This window comes from Candidatus Izimaplasma bacterium HR1 (assembly GCA_000755705.1).
Classification (GTDB): domain Bacteria; phylum Bacillota_I; class Bacilli_A; order Izemoplasmatales; family Izemoplasmataceae; genus Xianfuyuplasma.
Genome location: CP009415.1, coordinates 1,854,452 through 1,878,735 on the forward strand (window position 1 = coordinate 1,854,452; position 24,284 = coordinate 1,878,735).

Below are 24,284 nucleotides of genomic sequence, written 5' to 3' on the forward strand. Positions count from 1 at the left end.
AATATTTTTGAGAAATTGATAATAAAAAAAACACTACTAAGTAGTGTTTATTCTATTTTTTCGTTTTTATTATTAATATACATTCTATTCAATATGAGTGAGTGAACACCAGTAAACAGCCCTACAAAGAGGAGACTGATACCAAACACTATGAAGTATTTATATGTTTGATGAATTATCGGAAATCGATCTTGAATTAAAACAAATAGTAAGTTAATTCCTATCACTATTAAAATCATCAAAATATTGTAGTTATATAATACACGATGGTTAATTTTTGTGGCATATTTACCTATCTTTTCACTAAGTTCATAAGATAGTTCATTCCCCTCATCATCTTTTAGATGAAAGAGAATTATATTCAAAACTGATGTTCTATAATATACTTTTACTTCACTTCTATTTTCTCTATTTGCGAATAACTTAATTTTCTTAAATTGTATCTTCCTAGAAAAAGGTATTTTGATAGTTTCATTTTCCATATCCACTTGATAATCTAGAATTGGTCTTCTCAAGCTTATGATGTATATCACTAAATGAAGTAACGATAATGATAAGCTTAACCCCGACAGTACCCCATAGAAGTATGATGAAGGTGTCCATCCTCCTGTATCATAATAGATAAAGTAAAACATAATTCCAAACATACAGAAAAGAACAAATGTGACTAGCACATTGCTGATTAACTCGTCGTTATTATGGTATTTACGATACATAATTATACCTCCTTTATTTAACTTTTATCCCTAGCAAATGACAAAAAGACTCTGCTTGAAGAGGTGATATTATTAAGCCTATAATACTATCATGATCGATACGAAGTTTTTCGATTTCACAAGAAGATATATCAAGGTCTTTTAAATTTGATTTGAAAAATGTTGTATTAGTTAGATTATTCTTTGAAAAACTAATACCTTCAATTTTATTTTCAAACCAACTTGAATATGTTAAATCAGTGTTTCTTACTTCTAGAACTTTTATTTTATTGTTTGCAACGTCTAAGTACTCAGCAAGTGAGTCCTTAAAAAGGATATCATTGATAAAGCTCTCTATAAAGTGAGAACCAATAAACTTTGAATTGATAAATTCAGTTCTGATAAATGTTGAATCTGTAAATGTGTTGTTTGATAAATCACAATTTGTGAATTTACAATCGATAAACTCACTTCTCAAAAATGAGTTATTAGTAAATGTGCATTTCTCAAAAGTGCAAGCATCAAAGACTATTCGAACATTTTCATTGTTATTGAATTCTTTTTCTTTGAGGATAGAATAATCTATAGAATACGAATCGTCATCGATGGTAATACTCCCTTTGTACTCTTCTAAAGGTATTCTTTGAATTGGCTTTTTACGTTTCTTCATTACTTAGTATGAGCTACTTTACCATCAATGATTACTACTTCAGTTCTTGTCATGATATCAAATAATGGTCCGTCCCAGATTACGATATCTGCGTCTTTACCAACCTCTAAAGACCCCACACGATTTTCAATTCCATTTAGTTTTGCTGAAGTATATGTTAGAGCTTCTAGTGCTGTTTTTTCTGATAAACCTTCTTTAATGAAAAGTGCTGCTTGAACTAAAGTTGTATCTAAAGTAATAATTGGATGATCTGTCATAATAGCAAAATCAATATTATTGTCTTCCAATACTTTTGCTGATTTAAATGATTTATTTACTAACTCATATTTTGAGGCCATTCCTAATGTAGGTCCGATAATTAGTTTTGTGTTGGATTCTTTTATTTGCCTAGGAATCATATATGCTTCAGTAGCATGATCAATAGTCACATTTAAATCAAATTCATTAGAAATTCTTATTGCAGTCATAATATCATCAGCGCGATGAGCATGAATTTTTACTATCATTCCGTCATAGACACGCATTAACGAATGTAATTTCATATCAAATGGTGGTTCTTTAGCGTCTTTTTCCTTGTTAATAAATGAGTTGTATTTTTTATGATAATCTTTGGCTTTAAATAACCATTCTCTCATTAAAGCTGCACTTGCCATGCGAGTACCTGGGTTTTTATTAGAAGTACCATAAACACGTTTTGGATTTTCTCCTAAAGCCATTTTCATACAAGTTTCTTCTTTTATTATCATTTCATCTACTGTTTCACCATAAGTTTTAATAGCAGTAAATGTTCCGCCGATTATGTTAGCAGAACCCGGTCCAGTATTTACTGAAGTTACTCCTGCTTTATATGTGTATTCAAAAGCCATATCCTTAGGATTGATACTATCGATACCTCTAAGTTCAGGATAGATAGGTCCACTCATTTCATTAGTGTCATTACCTTCAAATTGAATTCCTTCTTCCATAACACCAATATGACAGTGGGGGTCTACTAAACCAGGAGTTACAATCTTACCTTTTGCGTCAATCACTTCTGCTTTTTTGTATTTCTTTAAATCTACTTTTGAACCTACTTCTAAGATTTTACCGTTTTCAATAACGATACTACCTAAAACATTATTTTCATTTGTAACTGTAAATAGTAAAGCATTTTTAATTACTAACATGATATCTCTCCTTCTTATACTATTTTTATTATACTAGAATTACGTTATTTAAGATATAGGAAATAAAAAAAGCAATCAAATTTGATTGCTTATTTATCGTTTGCGATTTGAATACTAGCTCTTTTTCCACTGTAGTTAAAGTTTTTCATGTTTTTCATTACTTTATCTAAGTGTTTTTCATGAGTACTGAAGTATGAAAATCCTCTTCTTAGGAATACATCATCAATATCTCTTGATTGAAGATTAGTACGTTTTGAGATTAATTCAACTAATCCTTTAGGCGCTAATCCACTACCAGTACCTAAATTAAGATGGAAACGAACTTGATTGTTTTTCTTTCTACCATCTCTAGATCTTGTTCTTGTTGAACCTTTTTTGAAGTCTTCATTGATATCTCCACGAATAGTTTCTGAATTATCTCTTTTTTCTAATTTATTTAATAAAGCAATTACTACTTTTTCAGGTTCATTGTTTTGTAATAAATTATATGCTATTTCGAAATATGCATCACTATTTTCTGTGTTTATGATATTTTGAATTTCTTCGATTTGTTTTTCTTGTTTTACTCTAATCACTTTTTCAGGAGTTGGGATATTTCTTTTCTTGATATCTGCTTTAGTGAAAGAAAATATACTACTTAGTCTTGAGACTTCTCTCTTACTAACTAATGTAAATGAATACCCTTTGTTCCCAATACGTCCTGTACGACCAATTCTATGAACATAGTACTCAGCTTTTTCAGGTGTATCATAGTTAATTACAGCTTCAACGTTTTTAATATCTAAACCTCTAGCAGCAACATCAGTTGCAACTAAAATATCTAGTACTCCATTATGGAATTTATTTAAAACGTGTAAACGAGCTGTTTGCTGTAAATCACCATGGATTTTATCAACGTTATAACCTTTTTTAGTTAATTCTCTAGTAACGTCATCAACTTTACGTTTTGTGTTACAGAAAATTAGAGTTAATTTTGGATTATATACATTTAGTAATCTACCTACTGCTTCAACTTTGTTTTTATCTGAAACTTGGTAGTAATATTGTGTAATATCCTTGTTAGATTGCTCTTCAGTAACAACACTTACTACTTGAGCATCTCTCATGTATTTTTTTGAGATATTTATAATTGTTTTAGGCATAGTTGCACTAAATAATACTGTTTGTCTTTCAGGGTTTGTAGCTTCTAAAATAGTCTCAATGTCTTCTTTGAAGCCCATTTTTAACATTTCATCAGCTTCATCTAAAACACAAAACTTGATATTACCTAAACGGATTAACTTACGGTTGATATGATCAATTGTACGACCTGGGGTACCAATAATTACTTGTGGTTTTCTTTTTAAGAATCCAATTTGTTTTGAGATTGGCTCTCCACCATAAACTGAAACTGTTTTTAGACCTGGAATATATTTCCCAATTTTATCAATTTCCCTTTTAACTTGTACTACTAATTCTCGTGTTGGACATAAAACGATTGCTTGAATTTTATCACTCTTGTAATCAATCGATTCTAGTATCGGTAATGTAAAAGCGGCTGTTTTACCGGTACCTGTTTGTGAGTGTCCAATTATATCGACACCTGATTTTAATAAGGGAATTGTTTTGGCTTGTATTTCCGTAAAGTCTTCAAATCCCATTTCTGTTAATGATTTCTCTATATGTTTATTTTCATAAATCATAGTACCACCTCCTAAGTCGGCTATTAAGTTTACCACATATATTTTAAAAGTAAAGATATTTCCTTACTTTTCACTATTTTGTCATTATGTAAGTGTTATTTAGTGAAGATGCGGTTTGCAATAGTTTTAATTACATCATTCTCAAACAATTTATCAAGTTTTATTAAAGAGTAAAAAAGCTTGATATCATGAGCATCTTTTAACTCATTAATAAGTTCTTTAAGATTTTCAATGGGTTTTTCTTCTAATGTAGTAACTGGAGATTTTTCTAACGTAAACAACACAAACACTTGAGCATAAAGAAAGAATTGGTTGAGTACTTCCTCAAAATCAAAAATATACTCTTCTAGTTCTAACAAAGCTTCGAATCCTGTTATGAGATGCAAGTTATAAAAGCAATTTGTTTTCATATAATTTTTCATTACAAAGTCTAATATAAACTCACGATTAGGATATCGTAATTTATATAATTTGTTACTCACCAGGTCTGAATTTAGTAACTCCTTGAATTTACTCATCGTATTTGCACTTTTAAAACTAAATCCATTTGCTTTAAGAGATTCTTCAAGCAGGTGAAAGTTTTTCAGAAAGTTCACTTCATCAATGTATTTTGAATTAAACTCTACATCTTCACTAGTTAATTCAAAATACGCGAGAGCTTGGGCGATAAGCAGATCATTTTGCTCTTCTTTAGCATGTGCTAATCTGATAAATCCATGAAACAAAGCTGAACCTAGATTCATCTTATGTTTATTAATAAATTCACCTATTATTACATACTCTCCTTTACGATTAATCTCACCCAAATAGTATGATGAACGATTAATGTACGCTTGCTCAAATTCACTAATTGGTGTTGTTGTTTCTGTTAAATCAAGCAACGTTTTTTGCTCTCTATATTGATCTAGTTTCTTTACAATATCTTCTTCACTCATCCCTAGTTTTTTTAAGGCAGTAAGAATCATAGGTAAGTGATTAGTTAATCCTCCCTGATAAATTGGACTTAAAGCTTCATATCGTTTATATATTTTCATTTTTTCACTTCCTTCACACTTAATTATAACATATCATTAATGGCTTCATTATCTTAGAAAATTATACCAATTTACATTGTTATACAGTATAATGTATTTAGTATCTTCATAAGGAGTGGTTATTATGTTGGTTCTAGTTGGTGCTAGTGCTAGTGGTAAAACAGATATTGCGAAAATATTAATTGAAGAATATAACTTCAAAAAGATGGTAACTACTACTAGTAGAAAACCTAGGCAAGGTGAAGTAAACAAAGTTGATTACAACTTTATAAGTAAAAAAGTATTTGAGAACAGAATGGAAAAAGATAGATTTTTAGAGACTGTCTGCTACAACAATAACTATTATGGTACTCCAAAAAAAGGAGCAACTAATGATAAAGTTCTAATCGTAGAACCTGATGGAGCAAATAGTATTTATGACTGCGAGATTAAAGATACTGTAATAGTTCTTTTAGAAACTGAGGAAGACACCAGAAAAGAAAGAATGTTAGAGCGTGGAGATAATTTAATTGAAACAATTGATCGTTTAGAAAAAGATAAAGAGCATTTTGATAAAAAGAATCTTAATCATATAGATTTTATTGTTAATACAACAGAAGGAACTCAAGATGAGTTAGCATTAAAGATTTATGAGTTATATCGACATGTAGTTGATCAAGAAAACCAAATGAGTATCTTTGATGTATTTAGAAATGATGAGAAAGAAAAAAACGGAGACAATTAGTCTCCGTTTTATTATATCATTTTTTTATAATAGATGTGCATGTGGTGTATGGTCTTCTTCGGTAATTTCGTTGGCTTGTCTAAACGCCCATTTCACGATAATTTCTCCGAACACTTTATATATCAATACAGCCGCTAATATAACTGCTAAAACAGTCGAACCGATAATAGCATAATCGGTATTTCCTGTTGATCTAGATAGTTCAATAAATCTAATTTCAGCTAATATTGCCATATCTATTGCCACCCCACCTTGAGGAATTAAGGCTAAACCAAGATATTTTTTGACTTTAGTTTCCTCTCTCATAATCACAGAACCAGTAAATGCTCCGACTAATTTACCTACCACTCTGATAAAGATATAAATAATTCCAATTACTTCAAGTGTAGAAAGTAAAGTAATATTTAACTCTGCTCCTGAAAGTGTGAAAAAGATTAATAAAATTGGTAAGATAAAGGAATCTGAAATACCCCTAACCTTGTCCCGCAGCTCAAAGTTTAGTCTATTAGATAGAATTGCTCCAATTGTTAGTGGTAATAGTATTGTTGATAAATCAAACATATATGTAATGCCAATTCCGAACAATAATCCTACAACAATAATAAGGAAGATTGTAATTTTATCACCTTTATAGAAGTACTCAATAAATTTTTCAACTATTAGACCAATAGCTAATCCCACGCCAATACTAATAATGATTTGCAATAATGGTTCTCCTACTAGGATCCCCACTGTTAATGCTTGTCCAGTATGTCCTGCTAAATATACACTGATTGGCAAGACAAAGGCGAAGAGAATTACCCCAAGCACATCATCTAATGCAATCATTGGACAAAGTAACGCGGTTAATCTACCTTTGGTATGATAACTACGAATACAAGCAACAATTGGTGCTGGTGTAGTAACTGTGGCTATCGCTCCAAAGATTAAAGCATATGTCCAAGCATATTCATCAACAAATATGAGAATCATTCCCCCTACTAAAACGAATGTTACTATTGCTTGGAAGATAGTTATAAAAAGGACTGCATTACGGTTATATTTAAGCATTTTAAAGTTTACTTCTAATCCGACATTATAACCGATAAATCCTAATCCTAAAATTTTCAATGCTTTTAAATCATAGATCATTTCAGAGTTAAATACATTTAATACATTTGGTCCAAATAGCATCCCAATAATGATATACCCTGTTACTCGAGGAAGGTGAAAGAACTCGGCTATTTTACCACCGATAATCCCAATTGTAACTAGTAATGCAATATCAATAAATACGTTTGTGTGTAGATTTTCAAAAGATAATATGGAACTCAATAATTCAACATCAAGTATCATAAAACTTCCCCCTGTTGGTGTATTGTTTGTGCATCAATTATATTATAATTGTACTACCTAAAATCAATTTTTTCAAATTTGATTAAAAAAAGTAAAAGAAAAGCAGTGAATTCACTGCTTTTTAAGTGTTTCTTTGGAAATATGTTGTGTGTAATAAATGATGTGCTCTTTTTGAGTTTGGTTCTTTTAAATATTCCTTATATAGAGCTTTTATTGAAGGATTTTCATGGCTTTTTCGGTAAACCATTTCTCCATCAACCATATAAGTTGAAGCAATACGTTGTTGTCTTACTTCGTTAGTAGTACCATATGGTTGTCCTCCACCACCGATACATCCTCCAGGACAAGCCATTATCTCAATAAATGTATAAGGGCTCTCTCCTCTTATTACTTGTTCTATTAATGTTCTAGCATTGCTTAATGAATGAGAAACAGCCACTTTAACTGTTTGTCCTCCTAATACTACTTCTGCTTCTTTAATACCTTTAAGTCCTCTAACTGCATGAAAATCTAAATTATCTAAAGGTTTCTTATTCACTACTTCGCTTACAGTTCTTAGAGCAGCTTCTGTCACTCCGCCTGTAGCACCAAATAATTGTGCAGCACCTGTTGTTAAGCCAAATGGTGAATCAAATTCTACTTCTTTAATTTCATCAAAGTCTATTCCCATTTGTCTAAACATTTTACCGAGTTCTCGAGTTGTTAATACGATATCAACATCAGGATTCTCATTATCTAATCTAAACTCTTTTCTTTCTGCTTCATACTTTTTAGCAGTACAAGGCATAACTGAAACAACATAAATATCTTTAGGTTCTTTTTCTAATTTTGTAGCATAATATGATTTAGCTAAAGCTCCAAACATTTGTTGGGGAGATTTACATGAACTAATATGTGGTAAAATCTCTGGATATTCTTGCTCAGCAAGATTAATCCAACCAGGACAACAAGAAGTCATTAAAGGTAAAACTCCACCTGTACTAATTCTTGTGATTAGTTCTGTTCCTTCTTCCATAATCGTTAAATCAGCAGTGAAGTTGGTATCATATACGTTGTTGAACCCAAGATGTTTCATTGCGCTTACTAATTTACCATTACTAACTAATCCTGAGGATAATCCAATTTCCTCACCAATAGCAGTTCTTACTGCTGGAGCAATTTGCACCATAACATGGAAGTTAGGATCATGTAGTTTTTCCCATACTTGATCGGTATTATCTTTTTCGATGATTGCTCCTACAGGACATACATTTGCGCATTGTCCGCAAAAAGTACAAGATTCATCAGTTAGATATTTCCCAAAGGCAGGTGCTATTTCCATATCATGTCCACGACCCATTGAGTCTAAAACATGCATCCCTTGAACGTTTTTACATACATCAACACATCTCCCGCATTTGATACATCTATTAGCGTTTCTAACGATTGATGGGTTGTGATCATCTATTTCTCTTGGTTCTAAAACATTTTCAAATCTGTTTACATCAATTCCTAAGTTGTTAGCCAATAACTGTAGTTCACAACTCATATTACGAACACATGCTGTACAGTTGGCATCGTGATTCGAAAGGATAAGTTCTGTGATAGTTTTTCTAGCATTAAGAACTTTTGGAGTATTTGTTTGAATACTCATTCCTTCTCGAACTGGTGTAGAGCAAGAAGTTTTTAAACCTCTGTATCCCTCAATTTCAACAACACAAATACGGCAATCACTATTAATATGTAAATCTGGATAGTGACATAGTGTTGGGATTTTAATATTATACTTTTTGGCCGCTTCAAGGATTGTTGAATTGTCTTCTACTTCAACATCTCTACCATTTATTTTAAGATTAATCATTAGTTTGCCTCCAATCGACAATTTCGAATTCTATCCATATAGTCTTCTTTAAAGAATTCCATTGTTGATAGGATTGAAGTTGGTGAGGTTTGTCCTAAACCACATAAAGTAGTTTCATGGATAACTGATGCTAATGAAGCTAATGAGTTATAATCTTTCATTGTTGCTTCATAATTTACAAATTTCTTTATTAAATTTACTATTTGTACATGTCCTTCTCGGCACGGAGTACATTTACCGCATGATTCATGTAAAAAGAATTCCATGTTTCTTAAAATGATATCAAAGAGATCATGAGTATCATCGATAACGATAATTGCTCCAGCACCCATTTTAGAATCGAATATTTCAAATCTTTCATTGTCGATATCCATATTTAATAGTGATGGAGGGATTATTGCACCGCACGCTCCTCCTAATTGAACCATTTTTATATTATTACCATTTGGTACACCTTCACCTAAAACTTCAATTACTTCTTTAATAGTTCTACCGAAAGGTACTTCATAAACACCTTTGTTCTTTATGTTTCCTGATAGACTGATTAACTTTGTCCCACTAGCATAGTTACTTCCGATTTCACTATATGCTTGTCCCCCAATTTCCATAATGAATGGTAGGTTACAGAATGTTTCAACATTGTTAATTAAAGTCGGTTTACCAAAAACACCTTTTTCAGAAGGGAATGGTGGTTTTACTCTTGTACGTCCTGGTTTACCTTCAATTGATTCAATTAAGGCAAACTCTTCCCCGCAAACATAAGCTCCCGCACCTCTTCTTACTTCTATATCAAAATCAAAATCATGATCAAATATGTGTTCGCCAAGGAAATTGTGACTTCTTGCATCAATAATTGTTTGTTTCATTATATCGATTGCTTTTGTATATTCCCCACGAATATAGATAAAGCCTTTATTAGCACCAGTTGCATAAGCACTAATTATCATTCCTTCAATAATTTGATGAGGATCATTTTCCATTAAGTAACGATCTTTGAAGTTACCTGGCTCTCCTTCATCAGCATTACATATAATATATTTAAAACCTGTCTCATTACTAAAACTTTTCATTTTTATAGAAGTTGGAAAGTTAGCTCCACCTCTACCTGTGATTCTTGACAAAGTTACTTCCTCTAAAATTGATTCCTTTTTCATATCTAATGCTTTCTTAAGCATTTTGTAGCCATCAGTCTTCAGATAATCAGTAATACTTAAGGGATCTATTAAACCAAATCTTTTGGTTAGTTCTCTTCTTTGAATCACTTGATATCCTCCTTATACCCTTCCAAAATAGTAATAACTTTACCTTTAGAAAGACCATTATAAGTAGTATCGTTGATTCGCATGGCTGGTGCATCATCGCAACACCCGATACATGCAGTAAATTCAACTGAAAATAAATTATCTTCTGTAGTGCCACCCATATCAACACCTAGAAAATCACAAACCGTATCCACTACATTAAAAGTATCATTCAAGTAACAAGGTACATCCTTGCAAATCTGAATGATATATTTTCCGCGTGGTTCAGTTGATAAAAGCGTGTAGAATGACATCACGCTACAAATGTGTGATTCTTTTGTTCCTAAATAATCTGCAATTCTACTGATTTCACTTTCACTAACATAATGATCATCCTTCATTTTATCTACGTCTATTAAAATTTCTAAAAGGTAATCTTTCTGTTGTGGATACTTCTTTAATACTTCACTTAAAATCATTTTACTTCCTCCCGTCATATAAAACAGGAAACAAAAAATGTTCTTCCACTATCATCAAGTATGAAGTAATTCTTAGATGTAATTGTCAGTAATATTTGTTGGGTAATGTCCGTATGTTGTATATGGAATATCTTCTTTTCCCCGCTTATTTAGAAAATTTAAGCGTTTTCACAATTTTCTACAATGTAATTATAACGTACTTTTCGAAGTAATTACAAGTTTATTTTTTATGTCAAAAATTGCAAATACAGATATATAGAAAGCCCTATTGTTAAGCCACTTTTTACGTCTATTTATTCACTAAAAATTAGCGTTGTTTCGTATGCGATATGAAAGTTTTTTTAGTTTCTTTATTTACCTTAATTTTTAAATTCTTATTTATAAAAAAAGATGCAATATTTGCATCTTTTTAGTTTATTGTCATCATGAAGAATCCACTGAAAGCAGGATTCGAAACTTGCACCTTTTTATCAACATGTGTTTTTAGTTCATTAAGATACTTACGGTATTTTGTATAGAACTCATAATTTGGTTTAGAATTATACTTTATATCTTCTAATTCTAAATGATTTATGATTTTCTTAACTGTCGTCGGTTTGACAAACACTTGATAATTTACATCATAATATGCAAGCCATACTGATATGATTGGCCATTTTGCTAACTTGTAGAAACTAAGTAAACTTACCAATCGATTAAATCCTTCTTCTTCATCCCCATGAAGCATTTCAAAGATTGAACCCATTATTTCATGTTTATCAGTATCATCGATTTCTTTTACAAAGTCTCTAAACTTTACTTTTTCAAAAACACTTACCATTGCCGAAATAGATACTACCTTCATTACATCTTTATATGCTCCTAGTCCTTGTTTCATATTTTCCTTAGAACATACTTTATGAACGTAATCTATATGTTTTTGTAGTTTAAATTTTTTGCCCATTTCTTTCAATTCTTCTGTTTGCCATCCATCAGGATATTTGATTAAGAATTCTCTTTCTAATAATTTTAACTTTTTTAAGTTCATTATAGAGCTAACTTATAGATATTGATTATGTCTTGTTTATTAAGTTTAACAAAACTACCAATAATGTCAGAAGTGTGCGTTGCTTTCTCTGCCATAATGTTAATATTTTCATCTGTGATGTTAATATCACTCATTCTAATTGGCATATCAATCGATTTATAGAATTCTTCTAGTTTGGCAATTCCTTTTAATGCGGTTTCTTCTAAATTACTATTATTTATCTCAAGTCCAAAGATTTTATTTGCGAATAACGCAAATCTGTTTAGATCATGTTTATAAACAAATTTCATCCAAGCTGGATACATTATAGCTAAACCAGCACCATGAGCAATATCATATACTGCGCTTAGTTGATGTTCCATACCATGACTTGCCCAATCTTCTTCTCTACCAGTACCAACTAAGCCGTTATGAGCAAGAGCACCTGCCCACATGATTTCGGCACGCGAAGCATAATCAGTATTATCATTTAATGCTTTAGGAGCATTATTGATAACTGTAGTAATTACACTTTCACATAAACGATCTGTCAGTTCAACATCAGTTGTATTTGTCATGTATCTTTCAATAACATGCCCAATAATATCAACAACACCACAAGATGTTTGATAGTTTGGTAATGTATAAGTTAACTCAGGATTCAGAATGGCAAATTTAGGTCTTAATGACACATCCCCATATCCTCGTTTTAAGCCAGTTTCTTCATCAGAGATAACTGTAGCTGTACTACTCTCAGAACCAGCAGCAGGAATCGTTAAAACAACACCTACAGGTAAAACTTTCTCTGGTCTGATACCTTTCAAATAAAAGTCCCAAACATCACCATCATAATAATGTCCCAGAGCAATTGCTTTGGCACTATCAATTACACTTCCTCCACCTACAGCTAAAATAAAATCAACATTTTCTTTTTTGGTTAACTCAATTCCTGCTTTAGCTAGTTTTAATCTTGGGTTCGCTTGAACTCCACCAAGTTCAACATAATCAATGTTGTTTGCTTTTAAGCTTGCAACTACTTTGTCATATAGTCCGTATTTTTTAATACTATTTCTTCCATAATGTAGTAATACTTTTTTTCCATAAAGTTTTGTGTAATTTCCAACTTCGTTTTCTGTACCTTTTCCAAAAATAATTTTTGTTTTATTATCATATTCAAAATTTAACATAATTAGCTCCTTCATGTTTTTTTATTTTCATTTTGATTATATCATACAAAAAGAAAAGATGTCATTTTATGACATCTTTTTCATAATTAATTTATATACAATCTCATTAAAATATTTACTTCTTATAGTTGTGTAATCATTGTGTTTGATCTTTTTATTCTAAAGGTTCAATAATATCTAGATATGCTAGTTCTTCTAAGAACCAATCTTTTGTACCAACTATCCCTGTTACTTCTTCTAACAGTTCTAACATTTCTATTGTGGTTACTTCTTTAAAGGCATATTCTTTATAGTATTCCTGTAAGAAGTCTTTGAGAACACCTATGTCTCCATCAATTATTTCATCAAAGTAATATCTAAATACTGTAGGTCCATGGTAATAAATTATATACCCATAACCTTGCTGGTAATCGTGAACTGTTCCCATTAACGAGGAACCTTCAAAGGTATTGAAATTCCCTACAAGCTCTGGTTTCATACTACTTCTATAATCGAGATATCCATTAGCGAATGCCATTCCTTCGGTCTCATAGAAATAGATAAATGTTGTATATGTTGTTAATGCTTCATCAAGAAACGGTTCTCGAGCTTGATCGTTGTGTATGATCGAATAAAACCATTGGTGGATGACTTCATGTACTACTGTGTAAATGCTGATATCTTCACTACAGTAAATTACTCCGGTACTTTCCATACCATAAATATATCCGTATTCTAGATTGAAATAATCATAAGGATAGTCTCCAACATACTCTTCATATATTTCAAAAGCATTCTCTAAAGCATAGAAACTATCTTCTACTTCTTGGCTATTAAGAATTTTAGTTGAATAAACACTAAAATCTATTCCATTGATTTTTCTTGTATAAACTTCATATTTATCAGAAGCACTGAAACTAAAATCACGACCGTTATCTAAGAAATAGTCTGATGTCTTCCTATACACACTACTAACTCCACCCATTTTTTTACCACTCGAGGCAATATCATAGGCTCTAGGAGCGTTAATACTAACATAGTAATCACCAATTGTATTGTAATAACTTTCACCGTTAAAGGCATAATTATAGTCTTCTGTCGGTTCATCATTATTCAATTGTACAACTGGATAGAAAAACATTGTGATAAAATAGTCTTCATAATAAGATATGCGACCATTACCTCGCCAATAATCAAATGTGTAACCAAAATCTATTTCTAACACATCACCACTTGTTGCTTCTTCTAATAATGAAACGACAATAAGAGTTTCGTCATCATCATCGAACGAAACACTTTTCGAATTACCATTGATTTTGATGTAATCAAGATCAACTTCATAACCAACATCATTCCTAGCACCAGCATTTGGATAAATGCGTAGGTTTAAAGTATTAGTATCTTCTTTTACCAAATACATTAATTTACCGGTAACATCTAGAGTAAAATTCTCATCATCTAGGTGTAAGTCTAAAAAGTATGTATTTTCTGTAAACACTTGATTTTCCTCATAAGCTAAAAAATCATTATCATTCACATATAACTTGTCATCCTTATTACAAGCTGTCAGAAGTATTAGTAATAAGCATGCAATTAGAATCTTTTTCATCTAATCACTCCTTTTATTTTTTTCGAAGTAATTTCTTGAAGATTAAGTAATACAGACCGAATAGTATTCCCGCAGGAATAGCTAATGCAATAACTAGTAATACAGCTACTATGATAATTAGAACATATAATATTCCAAATAAAATATCTAAGATAATCATAATGATACTCCTTTTCATTTATTACGAAACAGTTTTTTATTGATTAAATAATTAAGTCCGTACAAGATACCAGATATAATACCGATAGCTATAAGTACTAATATAATCACTCCGACAAGCACTAGGATGTACAATAAAAAGTACAAAACGTCTGATATAAACATTGTTTTTATCCCTCTAACTTTCTTTTCGAGTAAGTAGCTATCATCTGTCCGTTATCAATCACATACTCATCTAAGTGTAAATTGATAAACATATTTCCTTTATCAAACAACCTTGTTCCGTCCCCAACAATTGTTGGAATATAGGCTAGGATATATTCATCCACTAAATCAGTTGTCGTTACTTGGTTAACAACATTACTTCCTCCAAATAACCAGATTCCTTTTCCGGTTTCTGCTTTTAGGGTTTTTATAATCTCTATAAGGTTCCCTTTTACAAATCTAACATTGTCATAATCCTTATGTTCTTTTCTTGAAGCAACAATTATTCTTTGGTTCTTATAAAATTCTAAATCTGGTAATTCAAAAAATGATTTACTTCCCATTAGTACAATATCGATATCATTTAGAAACTGAATGAAATCAAATTTCTTTTCAGTATCTAATGTTTTATCTCCATCCCCTTTTATCCAATCGTAACCACCATCTTTATCAACAATAAATCCATCAAGACTCATCGCCAAACATAAAATTAGTTTTCTAGACATGTTACCACCCCATACATATATCTTACCATAGCTTTTCATTTTATCTATCAAATAAAAAAACGCCCATTACGAGCGTTTAATCTTAATATGGAGGTTCCGGCCGGATTTGAACCGGCGATCACGGAGTTGCAGTCCATTGCCTTAGCCACTTGGCTACGGAACCTTAAAGTGTCCGATACATATTATAATAAATATGGTTGAAAAACGCAAGTTATTTAGTAGGTTTTTTTGGTTTAATTTTGATATACATTTCAAATATAGTATAATATATAAAAAGGTGATAAAAGGAGGTTCGTTATGTCAATGGAGGTTATTGTTGGTTTATTAACTAATATTGTTTTGCTTATGAGTTTATCTGTAGTTTATTCATTATTTACTAACGAAACTAAATTATCACGCTTTAGTAGTAAATTGGTTATGGGAATTAGTGTCAGTATTGTTGGATTTATCATTATGTCTACAGCAGTTGAAGCTGAACCTGGTGTTTTCTTTGATGGTCGTAGTGTCCTAATGTTATTAAGTGGGATTTTCTTTGGTATAGTCCCAGTTATTGTTGGAGGATTATCTTTATCATTTTTCCGAATTACAATGGGTGGTAGTGGAGTTATTCCTGGAATTTTATGGGTTATTATTCCTGGTATCATTGGTGTAGTTTGGCGTTATATAAGAATAAAGAAAGAATCAACAGATTTATCAAAGATTAATCTGTTGGAGCAATATCTATTATTATTTATAACACAAGTACTGATGGTTGGTTTGTTGTTCTTCTTTCCCGCACGTGTATCTTTAGAAGCAATTGCTGCTGTTGCCTTACCACTTGCACTTTTCTATCCAATTGGTGGTCTAGCTGTTAGTGCATTTATGCTAAAACAAAGAATAAATTATTTCAGTGCAATTGAAATAAAAGATAGAGAACAAGAGTATAAAGATTTATTTAATAAAAGTGCTTCATATAGTTTCATAATTGATCCGGAATCCGGTAAGTTTTTCAACGTGAATCAAGCTGCGATTGATAAATACGGGTACTCATATGAAGAATTTACAAATCTATCAATTTACGATGTTAACTTACTTGGAAGAGAAGATTTAGATAAACTAAGAGACAAAAAGGATAAAGAGAACTCTGGATATTTTAGAGTTAAACATATCCTTAAAAATAAGGAAATTATGGATGTTGAAGTTAGAAGTGTATATTTAACTTTAGAAGGACAAGTATATACTTATGCAACTGTTACCGATATAACAGATAGGATTCAACATGAAGCTAAATATCAAGATGTAAATGTTAAGTTAGAAACAACACTACACAGTGTTTCTGAAGGAATCATTTCAACTAACGAATACGGTGAGATTGAAATAATAAATGATATCGCAAAAGACTATTTATCAGTATCAAGTAAAGTAATTGGTAAATCAATTACTGATGTTGTAAAAATATATTCAAAAGATCATAATTTAGATTTTGGACAAATATTCAATAGTACAATTAGAAACAATGAATCATTTAAATCAGATAAACCTTATTTATTGATAAATAATAATAATGATTTAAATCTATATGTCGATTTCTCTTTATCACCAATTACGTTTGATGAGGTCATAAGAGGAAGTATTTTAGTATTTAGAGATGTTACAAATCAATTTGAGCAAAACGAGCAAATTCAATTTATCTCTCAGCATGATTATTTAACTGGTTTATTCAATCGTTATTTCCTTGAAGTAGAAATGAAACGATTAGACACTAAAAGACAATTACCAATCTCTATCATCCATGGTGATGTTAATGGTTTAAAACTTACTAATGATGCTTTCGGGCATATTGAAGGAGATAAATTATTAGTTGAAATAAGCGATATCCTTAAAAAGGCAACTAGAAGCGAGGATATCATCGCTAGATGGGGTGGAGACGAGTTCATTATATTACTTCCTCAAACTACAGAAGCGAACGCTAAGAAGGTTTTAGCGCGAATTAGGGACCTTCAAATAAAATCTATGTATGAAATAATGAAACCAAGTATTTCTTTAGGACTTGCGACTAAGACTGATGAGACTCAAGACCTAAGTAATGTACTTATTGAAGCTGAAACTGAAATGTATAATAATAAACAAACGGATGGTAAACATATGCGTCATGAGTTTTTAAGTAATTTAGAAAAACGATTATACAATATTCACCCAGAACTTGGTAAACACGCATTTCAAGTTTCCTCAACAGCAAAGGAATTCGGTGAATACTTAAAATTAGACGAGGATGATTTATCATTACTAATAATTTTCGCAGCATATCACGATATAGGCTGGATTAATATTGGTGAAGAATTACTTCTTAAAACAGATAATATAACTGAGGATGAAAGAGAAATCATTAATTCCCATTGTGAAGTTGGGTTTAGAATAATGAAATCTATTCCTGAACTTTCAGGAATAGCCGAATTAATCATCGCCCATCATGAAAGATGGGATGGAACTGGTTATCCTTTCGGTTTAAAAGGTAAAACTATTCCTTATTTATCGAGAATTCTATCAATTATTGATGCTTATGATATGATGATAAACAATTCTATCTACTCTCCGTTTAGAACTATACCAGAGGCATTAAAAGAATTAGATACCCATAAAGGGACACAGTTTGATCCTGGATTAGTAAAAGAGTTTATAAAATTACATACAAATAAAAAAAAATGACGAGTAATCGTCATTTTTAATTGCTTAATGGTCGGGAAGACAGGATTTGAACCTGCGACCTCTTGGTCCCAAACCAAGCACTCTACCAAGCTAAGCTACTTCCCGAAATGATAAATAATAAATAATAATTGGCGCGCCCAAGAGGAGTCGAACCCCTAACCTCTTGATCCGTAGTCAAGTACTCTATCCAATTGAGCTATGAGCGCATTAATTTAGTGGCGGTCCAGACGGGATTTGAACCCGCGATCTTCGGTGTGACAGACCGACATGTTAACCACTACACCACTGGACCCATGGTTAGAGCAGCAAGAAAATTATAACACAACTAATACTGTTAATCAATACTTTTTTAGTCGATTATTATTCTATCAAAACTACGCCTAAAAGGCAAGGCTTTTGATGATTTATTTTCAATTTTTTTAGTAACAATAGTTTTACCTTGTTATCAGTCTTTCAATAGTGTATATATCATATCAGTATTCTACTAAACTGTCTATATTTATATCCAAAGTTGTGAGAAGAATGTGAAACTTTGGTGTAAAAATGACTTTCCGATATACAATCTAAGTAGAGGTGATTAAGATGTCAATTCTTCTCCCGATGTTAATAACATTATGTGCTTATTACTTTAGTAGATTTATACGGACAAATTCAATAATTATATTTATCTTTGCATTATTACTTAGTGCAATTACAATACTAGTTCCTAATTCAATAGTTACAACATTTATTGCGAATGGGACTATAGGTGTTACATTCCTACTAATAGTGATGTTTACTGGTGCTCTTAAGAAAGGGAGTAAAATCAAAAAGCAACTAAGCAGTGTGCGGAATGAATATGCCATATTAGGTTTTATCTTTATTACACCTCATGCTTATTTATATATATATGAATCAATAGTGAATCAAATACCCCTAGAGATAATGGGAATTTTGATTTATATACTACTATTACCTTTATTCGTAACTTCATTCAAATTGATAAGAAACAATATCCCAACATCAAGTTGGTTAAAATTACACCGCTTATCATATTTTGCTTATTTACTTATTTTCTTACATTCTATTAGAGTAACTGAATTTCGGCATATAATAGCGTATTCTATCCTTTTTGGAACATACTCAATTATAAAACTTAACAACTACTTTGAAAAACATAGTATCATTAAAGCCACAGCAATTACTTTGGTAGTGACTACGGGTTCTATATTCCTAATAACTGACTTTGATAGCTATTTAAATGTTCCTTATAACATAATGGAAGGAAATGAATTTGAAGATGGTACATATATTGGATATTCTAAAGGATTTCATAATTCTGATACTGTTGTAAGAGTTCAAATTGAAAACAACCAAATAAAATATGTTTTCATTGAAGATTGTGGTTGTACTCCAAATGTAGACCAAGATAAGTACTTTGATGTAGCATTTGATATTGCAAACGAGATTAAAGATGAGAATAGGACTGATATAGACGCTATAAGTGGTGCAACAAAAACCTCAATAGCTGTTAACAACGCTGTAATAGATGCATTAGAACATGCTTTAGTAAAATAAAAAACACGATAATCTGAGATTATCGTGTTTTGTTTTCTTATAACTTAATCTTGAAGCCATCCTTTACTTTCAAATACATTGAATAACGCATTTAATGCAATACCTATAACTGCTGCTAAACTCATACCAGTTAAACTTACTGCATCGTTCAATGGTAATGAAGCTCCACCTAGTCCAATTACTAACATAGTAGCTACAATTACTAAATTTCTCATGTTTGCTAAATCTACTTTTGATTTTATTAGAACCTTTACACCGTTACCAGCAATTAAACCGTATAGTACAATCGTCATACCACCAATTACAGCCCACGGGATGCTAGTAATGAATGCTTGAATATATCCAAAGAATCCTAAACATATAGCGAAGACCGCTGCTAATCCAGTTACATATACTGAACCAACTTTTGTCATTGCTACTACACCAGTATTTTCACCATATGTTGTGTTAGCAGGTCCACCTAAAGCACCACTTAATGCTGTAGCTATACCATCACCTAATAATGTTTTATCTAATCCTGGGTCTGTAATAAAATCTTCCCCGCATATCTCTCCAAGTACTGTATGATCACCGATATGTTCTGCGATTGTTACAAATGCTATTGGTGCAAATGTTAATACTGCAGTCCAATTAATAGCATAAGTTCCTATTATTGTGAAGTTTGGAACCTGTACAAATGAATAGTTTCCAAAAGTACTAAAATCTACCAACCCAAATGCGGTTGCTACTAAATAACCTGTTAATATAGCGATTAAGAATGGAACAATTTTAAAGAATCCTTTACCTAATAAACTAATACCAACTACTGTTGAGAATGTTATGAAAGCTACTAATGGAACTTGCCATCCACTACCACCGTTTAATCCAGCACTTGATATAGCTACAGGAGCTAACCCTAAACCGATAATTATGATCATAGGTCCAATTACTACAGGAGGTAATAATTTCTTAAGCCATCCACTACCTACGAACTTGATAATGATTGCTACAATTATATAGATTAATCCAACAACGATTAATCCTACAAATGCGCTGCTAAATACGTCTTTGAACTCAAATACTCCGTCATTGACAGCATCCATAACTCCATATAATAATTCACCATCTCCCCAAATAGAAGTAAATGTATGAACTTGACCGGCAACCATTACATTAAGCGCATTAGCACTTGTGATAACACTTCCTATAATTGCTGCAATATAAGCAAAACTACTTCCTAAGTAAACTGGTGCTTTTCCTTTTGTACAAATAATATAGATTATTGTACCAATACCACTTGCTACTAATGCTACTCCAACATCTAATCCTGTTAATAATGGTACTAATACAGTCGCTCCAAACATCGCGAATACATGTTGAAGACTTAACAATACCCATTTACCTAAACTACTAGGTTTTTCTTGAATCCCTACTACTAAACTTTTTTCCATTCTCTTTCTCCTTTTCAATTTTTGTATAAAAAAAATCTAAGTCGAAAGACTCAGAAAAGAATTTTCATAAAAATTAAGCACGCATGCTTTGTATGAATTTCCTTAACAGTCTCTCTGGACTACCTTAAAGGTATTCTAAATGAATATTAACACATTGAAAACATCTTTGTCAATACTATTTTAAATGTAAAGACTTACAAACAAAAAGAGTGATTTCTCACTCTTTACTGACTACTCTAATTCCCCTTGCCATAATCCGTGAAGATTACAGAACTCTCTAGCGAATACTTGTTTACCTTTAGCAACTTCAAAAACTGCAACAGGTTCTTCATCAGCAGAGAACTCTTTCTTACCAACTAATACACCATCTACGTATAATTCAATAAATTCAATTAAATGCTTTTCTTTCATAGGGTGTAAAGCAGGTTTCCCAACAGTTACACGATAACCATTTTCCATTTCTTCTACGAAAGGAACATGTTTTTCTTCATTTACATTTCCTGTTAATACTTCCATAATATTTCCTCCTTCGTTTATCTATAATAATTATAGTTTATATTTCACAAAAAGACAAATAAAACACTATCTATTACATATCAATAATTGTATAATATTCGTGAAGGAGTGATATAAATAATGAGAATGATAAGTACAAAACACGCACCAGCCGCAGTTGGACCATACTCACAAGGAGTTTTAGTTAAAGATACTCTTTATGTATCAGGGCAAATACCTTACATGCCAGAGACAATGAAACCTGCAGGTGATGACATTAAATCACAAACACTACAAAGTTTGAAGAACGTTCTAGCTATTGTTGAAGAAGCAGGGATGAAGAAGGAAAATATCATAAAATGTGGAGTTTTCCTCCAAGATTTAGGTATGTTTAAGGATATGAATGAAGTATATGCTCAATTCTTTGGTGATCACAAACCAGCAAGATTTGCTGTTGAAGTAAGAAGATTACCTTTAGATGTATTAGTAGAGATTGATGCAATTGTTGTAAAATAAAAATACGGAAAATCTCCGTATTTTTTTTATTCAATATCCTTTTTGTATTTACACACGATTAAATTATACAGGCCAAATAGAAGGAAAAGGAAATACACATCAGACGTCTTATAACTGAATACAAAATCTAGAAACGTACTAGATTGGTATCCAATATACATAAATTCAGGCTGATTAAACATTTTAATTGCATCAGAAATGTATAATCCCAGATAAATCAAAATCATATATACGCTGTTTAGTAAATGATTCACCTTATGTTCATTTCTACTATAGTTGACAAATACCACAGGTAGTAATAGCAATATGACAATTATCTCGAATCGTTCATGATAGAATAATTGAAAATTATCAAATCCTTGGTATATAAATAACTTATAAAATATGCTTATAGCGAAACTAATAATAGCATTAAAAGCAATATACGAGATAATCACCTTGTTAGTTACTCTATTCGCTTTTCTAGTTAACTCAATAAAGGCTCCTCTTTTATATGAGAGTAACGGAAGTACTGTAAACCATATGATGATTAGCCAATAGTAATAGGTAATGTTAAAATGAAATGAAGGAAAGTATCCACCATCAAGAAGCATTTGTGGAATAAAAAACAATGTTCTAATCGCAAACAATGTAATAATTAAGTGTAATATTGATGTTTTTTTTGTAACACCCATTTTACTTCTATATAGATATAGTACTACTACTATAATTGGAACTTGATAAAAAAGATTTACAACTGTAGTTAATATAGTTCCCTGTGTATACTGGATAGTCATATAATAACTAATATAGGTGTTTAAAACTATTGAGATTCCAAGCGAAATAAAATAAATTATAAATAAATTTCTTCTAAAAAAGTTAGTCTTGGTATTCATTATAATATCCCCTTTTCGAGTGTTTATCTAATACTTCACTATTCTCAATGAGAATCGGTGATTAGTATTGCTATCTTTTATTATAACAAAAAAAATACAGAATTTTCTGTATTTTTTATTTATTCTTCTCTTCGTCTTCTTCAGCAGTTTCCTCTTCCGAATAAGACTCATCTTTTATGTAATCATCATATGCGTCCTCGTCGTATACTTCAGCCTTTTCCTCTTCAAATTTATGATTAGGATCAAAATTCTTGAACTCTTCAACAAATCTTTTAGCAAATCGTGCAAAGTACTTTCTAAATACATAGATAACAAAGAATACAAGTGGTGTTGCTAAGAAGATGCTTGGTCCATATACTACAAATAATGTCCAAGTCCATTTAGCTAACTTGTTATTCTTAGAATAATTCCATACAAAGTAATAGATTAAAGCCCAATACAAAGCAAATAATAGTATTCCAACGATCATACTCAGCCATTGATTTGAAAACGAATTTGAAAAACGAGCTATAAACGTCGCATTATTCATTTGAACTAAAACATTTCCAACACTAAACAAAGAGTTTTTCACTAGGTTAATAAACTCTAAAATTAAAAAGTAAAGGTTTTGCGCAATCATTAATACAAAAATAATAAATGCTACTGTTTCATAAGGTCTTTTAACTGATTTAAGTTCTCTTCTTTCTTTCTCCAGTGTGTCTTTAAATCCCATATACCCACCTCTTTCTAATAATAGTTTATCACAAAACATTTATAGATTCTATATTGAACAAGAAATAACGCTAATTAGTGACAACCTTTACCTATAACAGTTTTTCATAAGCAGAAATATATTTTCATAAAAAATGCAAAAAAAAATACTTACTAATTGTAAGTACAAATTATTAAGATGGTGACCCGTACGGGATTCGAACCCGTGAATGCATGCGTGAAAGGCATGTGAGTTAAGCCGCTTCTCCAACGGGCCAAAAAAAATGGCGCCCAATCTAGGACTCGAACCTAGGACCCCATGATTAACAGTCATGTGCTCTAACCAACTGAGCTAATTAGGCTTATAAAGGTTTATGCAGTTTCTGCGTTGTATTTTATAATAATAAAAAAAAATTAATAAAGAAACTAGCCTGGCAACGTCCTACTCTCGCACAATGTACTACCATCGGCGCTAAAGTGCTTAACTGCTGTGTTCGGGATGGGAACAGGTGTGTCCACT

General features: G+C 31.4%; 22 protein-coding genes, 6 tRNA genes and 1 rRNA gene. 4 read left to right on the forward strand and 25 right to left on the reverse strand.

Annotation, left to right across the window (positions count from 1 at the left end; translation table 11 throughout):
• Nucleotides 1–47 precede the first annotated feature (47 nt).
• The 5 genes from KQ51_RS09095 to KQ51_RS09115 form a co-directional block, all read right to left on the reverse strand.
• Complete coding sequence (locus KQ51_RS09095; RefSeq protein ID WP_038471366.1) at nucleotides 48–716, reverse strand: hypothetical protein; 669 nt, start codon at nucleotides 714–716, stop codon at nucleotides 48–50.
• 13 nt (nucleotides 717–729) lie between these two features.
• Nucleotides 730–1,365 (reverse strand): pentapeptide repeat-containing protein, encoded by a 636-nt coding sequence (locus KQ51_RS09100; protein ID WP_038471369.1) that lies wholly within the window; start codon nucleotides 1,363–1,365, stop codon nucleotides 730–732.
• The gene (locus KQ51_RS09105) at nucleotides 1,365–2,531 is read right to left on the reverse strand and encodes an amidohydrolase (RefSeq protein ID WP_038471371.1); all 1,167 of its coding nucleotides are present in this window, start codon (nucleotides 2,529–2,531) and stop codon (nucleotides 1,365–1,367) included. The genes KQ51_RS09100 and KQ51_RS09105 overlap by 1 nt, the downstream gene beginning before the upstream one ends.
• A gap of 89 nt (nucleotides 2,532–2,620) precedes the next feature.
• Nucleotides 2,621–4,213, reverse strand: coding sequence for a DEAD/DEAH box helicase (locus KQ51_RS09110; protein WP_038471374.1), 1,593 nt, complete (start codon nucleotides 4,211–4,213; stop codon nucleotides 2,621–2,623).
• Between the two features lie 95 nt (nucleotides 4,214–4,308).
• A complete protein-coding gene (locus KQ51_RS09115) occupies nucleotides 4,309–5,247 on the reverse strand; it encodes a questin oxidase family protein (RefSeq protein WP_038471376.1) in 939 nt (312 codons plus the stop codon).
• A 124-nt stretch (nucleotides 5,248–5,371) separates the two neighbouring features.
• On the opposite strand from KQ51_RS09115, the gene KQ51_RS09560 reads away from it, so the two are divergent.
• Nucleotides 5,372–5,971, forward strand: a complete 600-nt coding sequence (locus KQ51_RS09560) for a hypothetical protein (protein ID WP_052609436.1) — start codon at nucleotides 5,372–5,374, stop codon at nucleotides 5,969–5,971.
• Nucleotides 5,972–5,995: 24 nt separating this feature from the next.
• On the opposite strand, the gene KQ51_RS09125 is transcribed toward KQ51_RS09560, so the two are convergent.
• The 10 genes from KQ51_RS09125 to KQ51_RS09165 form a co-directional block, all read right to left on the reverse strand.
• A complete protein-coding gene (locus KQ51_RS09125) occupies nucleotides 5,996–7,306 on the reverse strand; it encodes a cation:proton antiporter (RefSeq protein WP_038471379.1) in 1,311 nt (436 codons plus the stop codon).
• 121 nt (nucleotides 7,307–7,427) lie between these two features.
• Nucleotides 7,428–9,146, reverse strand: a complete 1,719-nt coding sequence (locus tag KQ51_RS09130; RefSeq protein ID WP_038471382.1) for an NADH-dependent [FeFe] hydrogenase, group A6 — start codon at nucleotides 9,144–9,146, stop codon at nucleotides 7,428–7,430.
• On the reverse strand, nucleotides 9,146–10,408 hold the full coding sequence (locus tag KQ51_RS09135) for a complex I 51 kDa subunit family protein (RefSeq protein ID WP_052609438.1): 1,263 nt from the start codon (nucleotides 10,406–10,408) through the stop codon (nucleotides 9,146–9,148). The genes KQ51_RS09130 and KQ51_RS09135 overlap by 1 nt, the downstream gene beginning before the upstream one ends.
• A complete protein-coding gene (locus tag KQ51_RS09140) occupies nucleotides 10,405–10,866 on the reverse strand; it encodes an NADH-quinone oxidoreductase subunit NuoE family protein (protein WP_052609440.1) in 462 nt (153 codons plus the stop codon). The genes KQ51_RS09135 and KQ51_RS09140 overlap by 4 nt, the downstream gene beginning before the upstream one ends.
• A gap of 409 nt (nucleotides 10,867–11,275) precedes the next feature.
• A complete protein-coding gene (locus tag KQ51_RS09145) occupies nucleotides 11,276–11,893 on the reverse strand; it encodes a hypothetical protein (RefSeq protein WP_038471384.1) in 618 nt (205 codons plus the stop codon).
• A complete protein-coding gene (locus KQ51_RS09150) occupies nucleotides 11,893–13,059 on the reverse strand; it encodes an iron-containing alcohol dehydrogenase (RefSeq protein ID WP_038471386.1) in 1,167 nt (388 codons plus the stop codon). Before KQ51_RS09150 ends, KQ51_RS09145 begins: the two co-directional genes overlap by 1 nt.
• 154 nt (nucleotides 13,060–13,213) lie before the next feature.
• Nucleotides 13,214–14,647 (reverse strand): M1 family aminopeptidase, encoded by a 1,434-nt coding sequence (locus KQ51_RS09155; protein ID WP_038471388.1) that lies wholly within the window; start codon nucleotides 14,645–14,647, stop codon nucleotides 13,214–13,216.
• A 13-nt stretch (nucleotides 14,648–14,660) separates the two neighbouring features.
• Nucleotides 14,661–14,807 (reverse strand): hypothetical protein, encoded by a 147-nt coding sequence (locus tag KQ51_RS09785; RefSeq protein WP_158497961.1) that lies wholly within the window; start codon nucleotides 14,805–14,807, stop codon nucleotides 14,661–14,663.
• Nucleotides 14,808–14,976: 169 nt separating this feature from the next.
• The gene (locus KQ51_RS09160; RefSeq protein WP_038471390.1) at nucleotides 14,977–15,516 is read right to left on the reverse strand and encodes a dihydrofolate reductase family protein; all 540 of its coding nucleotides are present in this window, start codon (nucleotides 15,514–15,516) and stop codon (nucleotides 14,977–14,979) included.
• A gap of 88 nt (nucleotides 15,517–15,604) precedes the next feature.
• Nucleotides 15,605–15,679, reverse strand: a tRNA-Cys gene (locus KQ51_RS09165).
• Between the two features lie 134 nt (nucleotides 15,680–15,813).
• On the opposite strand from KQ51_RS09165, the gene KQ51_RS09170 reads away from it, so the two are divergent.
• On the forward strand, nucleotides 15,814–18,201 hold the full coding sequence (locus tag KQ51_RS09170) for a diguanylate cyclase (protein WP_038471392.1): 2,388 nt from the start codon (nucleotides 15,814–15,816) through the stop codon (nucleotides 18,199–18,201).
• Nucleotides 18,202–18,229: 28 nt separating this feature from the next.
• Here KQ51_RS09170 and KQ51_RS09175 read toward each other — a convergent pair.
• The 3 genes from KQ51_RS09175 to KQ51_RS09185 all read right to left on the reverse strand — a co-directional run bounded on the left by KQ51_RS09175 (nucleotide 18,230) and on the right by KQ51_RS09185 (nucleotide 18,493).
• A tRNA-Pro gene (locus tag KQ51_RS09175) sits at nucleotides 18,230–18,306 on the reverse strand.
• A gap of 24 nt (nucleotides 18,307–18,330) precedes the next feature.
• Nucleotides 18,331–18,407: transfer RNA gene (locus KQ51_RS09180), tRNA-Arg, on the reverse strand.
• Nucleotides 18,408–18,417: 10 nt separating this feature from the next.
• Nucleotides 18,418–18,493: transfer RNA gene (locus KQ51_RS09185), tRNA-Asp, on the reverse strand.
• A 290-nt stretch (nucleotides 18,494–18,783) separates the two neighbouring features.
• On the opposite strand from KQ51_RS09185, the gene KQ51_RS09190 reads away from it, so the two are divergent.
• A complete protein-coding gene (locus KQ51_RS09190) occupies nucleotides 18,784–19,758 on the forward strand; it encodes an FMN-binding protein (protein ID WP_038471394.1) in 975 nt (324 codons plus the stop codon).
• 44 nt (nucleotides 19,759–19,802) lie between these two features.
• On the opposite strand, the gene KQ51_RS09195 is transcribed toward KQ51_RS09190, so the two are convergent.
• Together KQ51_RS09195 and KQ51_RS09200 are read right to left on the reverse strand one after the other, a co-directional pair.
• A complete protein-coding gene (locus KQ51_RS09195) occupies nucleotides 19,803–21,188 on the reverse strand; it encodes a uracil-xanthine permease family protein (protein WP_052609442.1) in 1,386 nt (461 codons plus the stop codon).
• A 231-nt stretch (nucleotides 21,189–21,419) separates the two neighbouring features.
• Entirely contained in the window at nucleotides 21,420–21,704 is a 285-nt protein-coding gene (locus KQ51_RS09200) for a desulfoferrodoxin family protein (protein ID WP_038471397.1), read from the reverse strand.
• Between the two features lie 120 nt (nucleotides 21,705–21,824).
• On the opposite strand from KQ51_RS09200, the gene KQ51_RS09205 reads away from it, so the two are divergent.
• Entirely contained in the window at nucleotides 21,825–22,199 is a 375-nt protein-coding gene (locus tag KQ51_RS09205) for a RidA family protein (protein ID WP_038471400.1), read from the forward strand.
• Between the two features lie 26 nt (nucleotides 22,200–22,225).
• Here KQ51_RS09205 and KQ51_RS09210 read toward each other — a convergent pair whose 3' ends face one another.
• The 5 genes from KQ51_RS09210 to rrf form a co-directional block, all read right to left on the reverse strand.
• Complete coding sequence (locus tag KQ51_RS09210) at nucleotides 22,226–23,074, reverse strand: hypothetical protein (RefSeq protein WP_038471403.1); 849 nt, start codon at nucleotides 23,072–23,074, stop codon at nucleotides 22,226–22,228.
• 115 nt (nucleotides 23,075–23,189) lie between these two features.
• Nucleotides 23,190–23,786, reverse strand: coding sequence for a hypothetical protein (locus KQ51_RS09215; protein WP_038471406.1), 597 nt, complete (start codon nucleotides 23,784–23,786; stop codon nucleotides 23,190–23,192).
• Between the two features lie 178 nt (nucleotides 23,787–23,964).
• A tRNA-Glu gene (locus KQ51_RS09220) sits at nucleotides 23,965–24,041 on the reverse strand.
• An 8-nt stretch (nucleotides 24,042–24,049) separates the two neighbouring features.
• Nucleotides 24,050–24,126 (reverse strand) — tRNA-Asn (locus KQ51_RS09225).
• 67 nt (nucleotides 24,127–24,193) lie between these two features.
• Nucleotides 24,194–24,284, reverse strand: a 5S ribosomal RNA gene (rrf, locus tag KQ51_RS09565).

Excerpts from the sequence above, each read along its gene's own strand:
- KQ51_RS09100 (WP_038471369.1), bottom strand. The coding sequence starts at position 1,365 with ATGAAGAAACGTAAAAAGCCAATTCAAAGAATACCTTTAGAAGAGTAC.
- KQ51_RS09210 (WP_038471403.1), bottom strand. The coding sequence starts at position 23,074 with ATGAATACCAAGACTAACTTTTTTAGAAGAAATTTATTTATAATTTAT.
- KQ51_RS09095 (WP_038471366.1), bottom strand. The coding sequence starts at position 716 with ATGTATCGTAAATACCATAATAACGACGAGTTAATCAGCAATGTGCTA.
- KQ51_RS09195 (WP_052609442.1), bottom strand. The coding sequence starts at position 21,188 with ATGGAAAAAAGTTTAGTAGTAGGGATTCAAGAAAAACCTAGTAGTTTA.
- KQ51_RS09115 (WP_038471376.1), bottom strand. The coding sequence starts at position 5,247 with ATGAAAATATATAAACGATATGAAGCTTTAAGTCCAATTTATCAGGGA.
- KQ51_RS09125 (WP_038471379.1), bottom strand. The coding sequence starts at position 7,306 with ATGATACTTGATGTTGAATTATTGAGTTCCATATTATCTTTTGAAAAT.
- KQ51_RS09200 (WP_038471397.1), bottom strand. The coding sequence starts at position 21,704 with ATGGAAGTATTAACAGGAAATGTAAATGAAGAAAAACATGTTCCTTTC.
- KQ51_RS09560 (WP_052609436.1), top strand. The coding sequence starts at position 5,372 with ATGTTGGTTCTAGTTGGTGCTAGTGCTAGTGGTAAAACAGATATTGCG.
- KQ51_RS09140 (WP_052609440.1), bottom strand. The coding sequence starts at position 10,866 with ATGATTTTAAGTGAAGTATTAAAGAAGTATCCACAACAGAAAGATTAC.
- KQ51_RS09150 (WP_038471386.1), bottom strand. The coding sequence starts at position 13,059 with ATGTTAAATTTTGAATATGATAATAAAACAAAAATTATTTTTGGAAAA.
- KQ51_RS09105 (WP_038471371.1), bottom strand. The coding sequence starts at position 2,531 with ATGTTAGTAATTAAAAATGCTTTACTATTTACAGTTACAAATGAAAAT.
- KQ51_RS09215 (WP_038471406.1), bottom strand. The coding sequence starts at position 23,786 with ATGGGATTTAAAGACACACTGGAGAAAGAAAGAAGAGAACTTAAATCA.
- KQ51_RS09110 (WP_038471374.1), bottom strand. The coding sequence starts at position 4,213 with ATGATTTATGAAAATAAACATATAGAGAAATCATTAACAGAAATGGGA.
- KQ51_RS09190 (WP_038471394.1), top strand. The coding sequence starts at position 18,784 with ATGTCAATTCTTCTCCCGATGTTAATAACATTATGTGCTTATTACTTT.
- KQ51_RS09155 (WP_038471388.1), bottom strand. The coding sequence starts at position 14,647 with ATGAAAAAGATTCTAATTGCATGCTTATTACTAATACTTCTGACAGCT.
- KQ51_RS09145 (WP_038471384.1), bottom strand. The coding sequence starts at position 11,893 with ATGAACTTAAAAAAGTTAAAATTATTAGAAAGAGAATTCTTAATCAAA.
- KQ51_RS09160 (WP_038471390.1), bottom strand. The coding sequence starts at position 15,516 with ATGTCTAGAAAACTAATTTTATGTTTGGCGATGAGTCTTGATGGATTT.
- KQ51_RS09170 (WP_038471392.1), top strand. The coding sequence starts at position 15,814 with ATGTCAATGGAGGTTATTGTTGGTTTATTAACTAATATTGTTTTGCTT.
- KQ51_RS09785 (WP_158497961.1), bottom strand. The coding sequence starts at position 14,807 with ATGATTATCTTAGATATTTTATTTGGAATATTATATGTTCTAATTATC.
- KQ51_RS09205 (WP_038471400.1), top strand. The coding sequence starts at position 21,825 with ATGAGAATGATAAGTACAAAACACGCACCAGCCGCAGTTGGACCATAC.
- KQ51_RS09130 (WP_038471382.1), bottom strand. The coding sequence starts at position 9,146 with ATGATTAATCTTAAAATAAATGGTAGAGATGTTGAAGTAGAAGACAAT.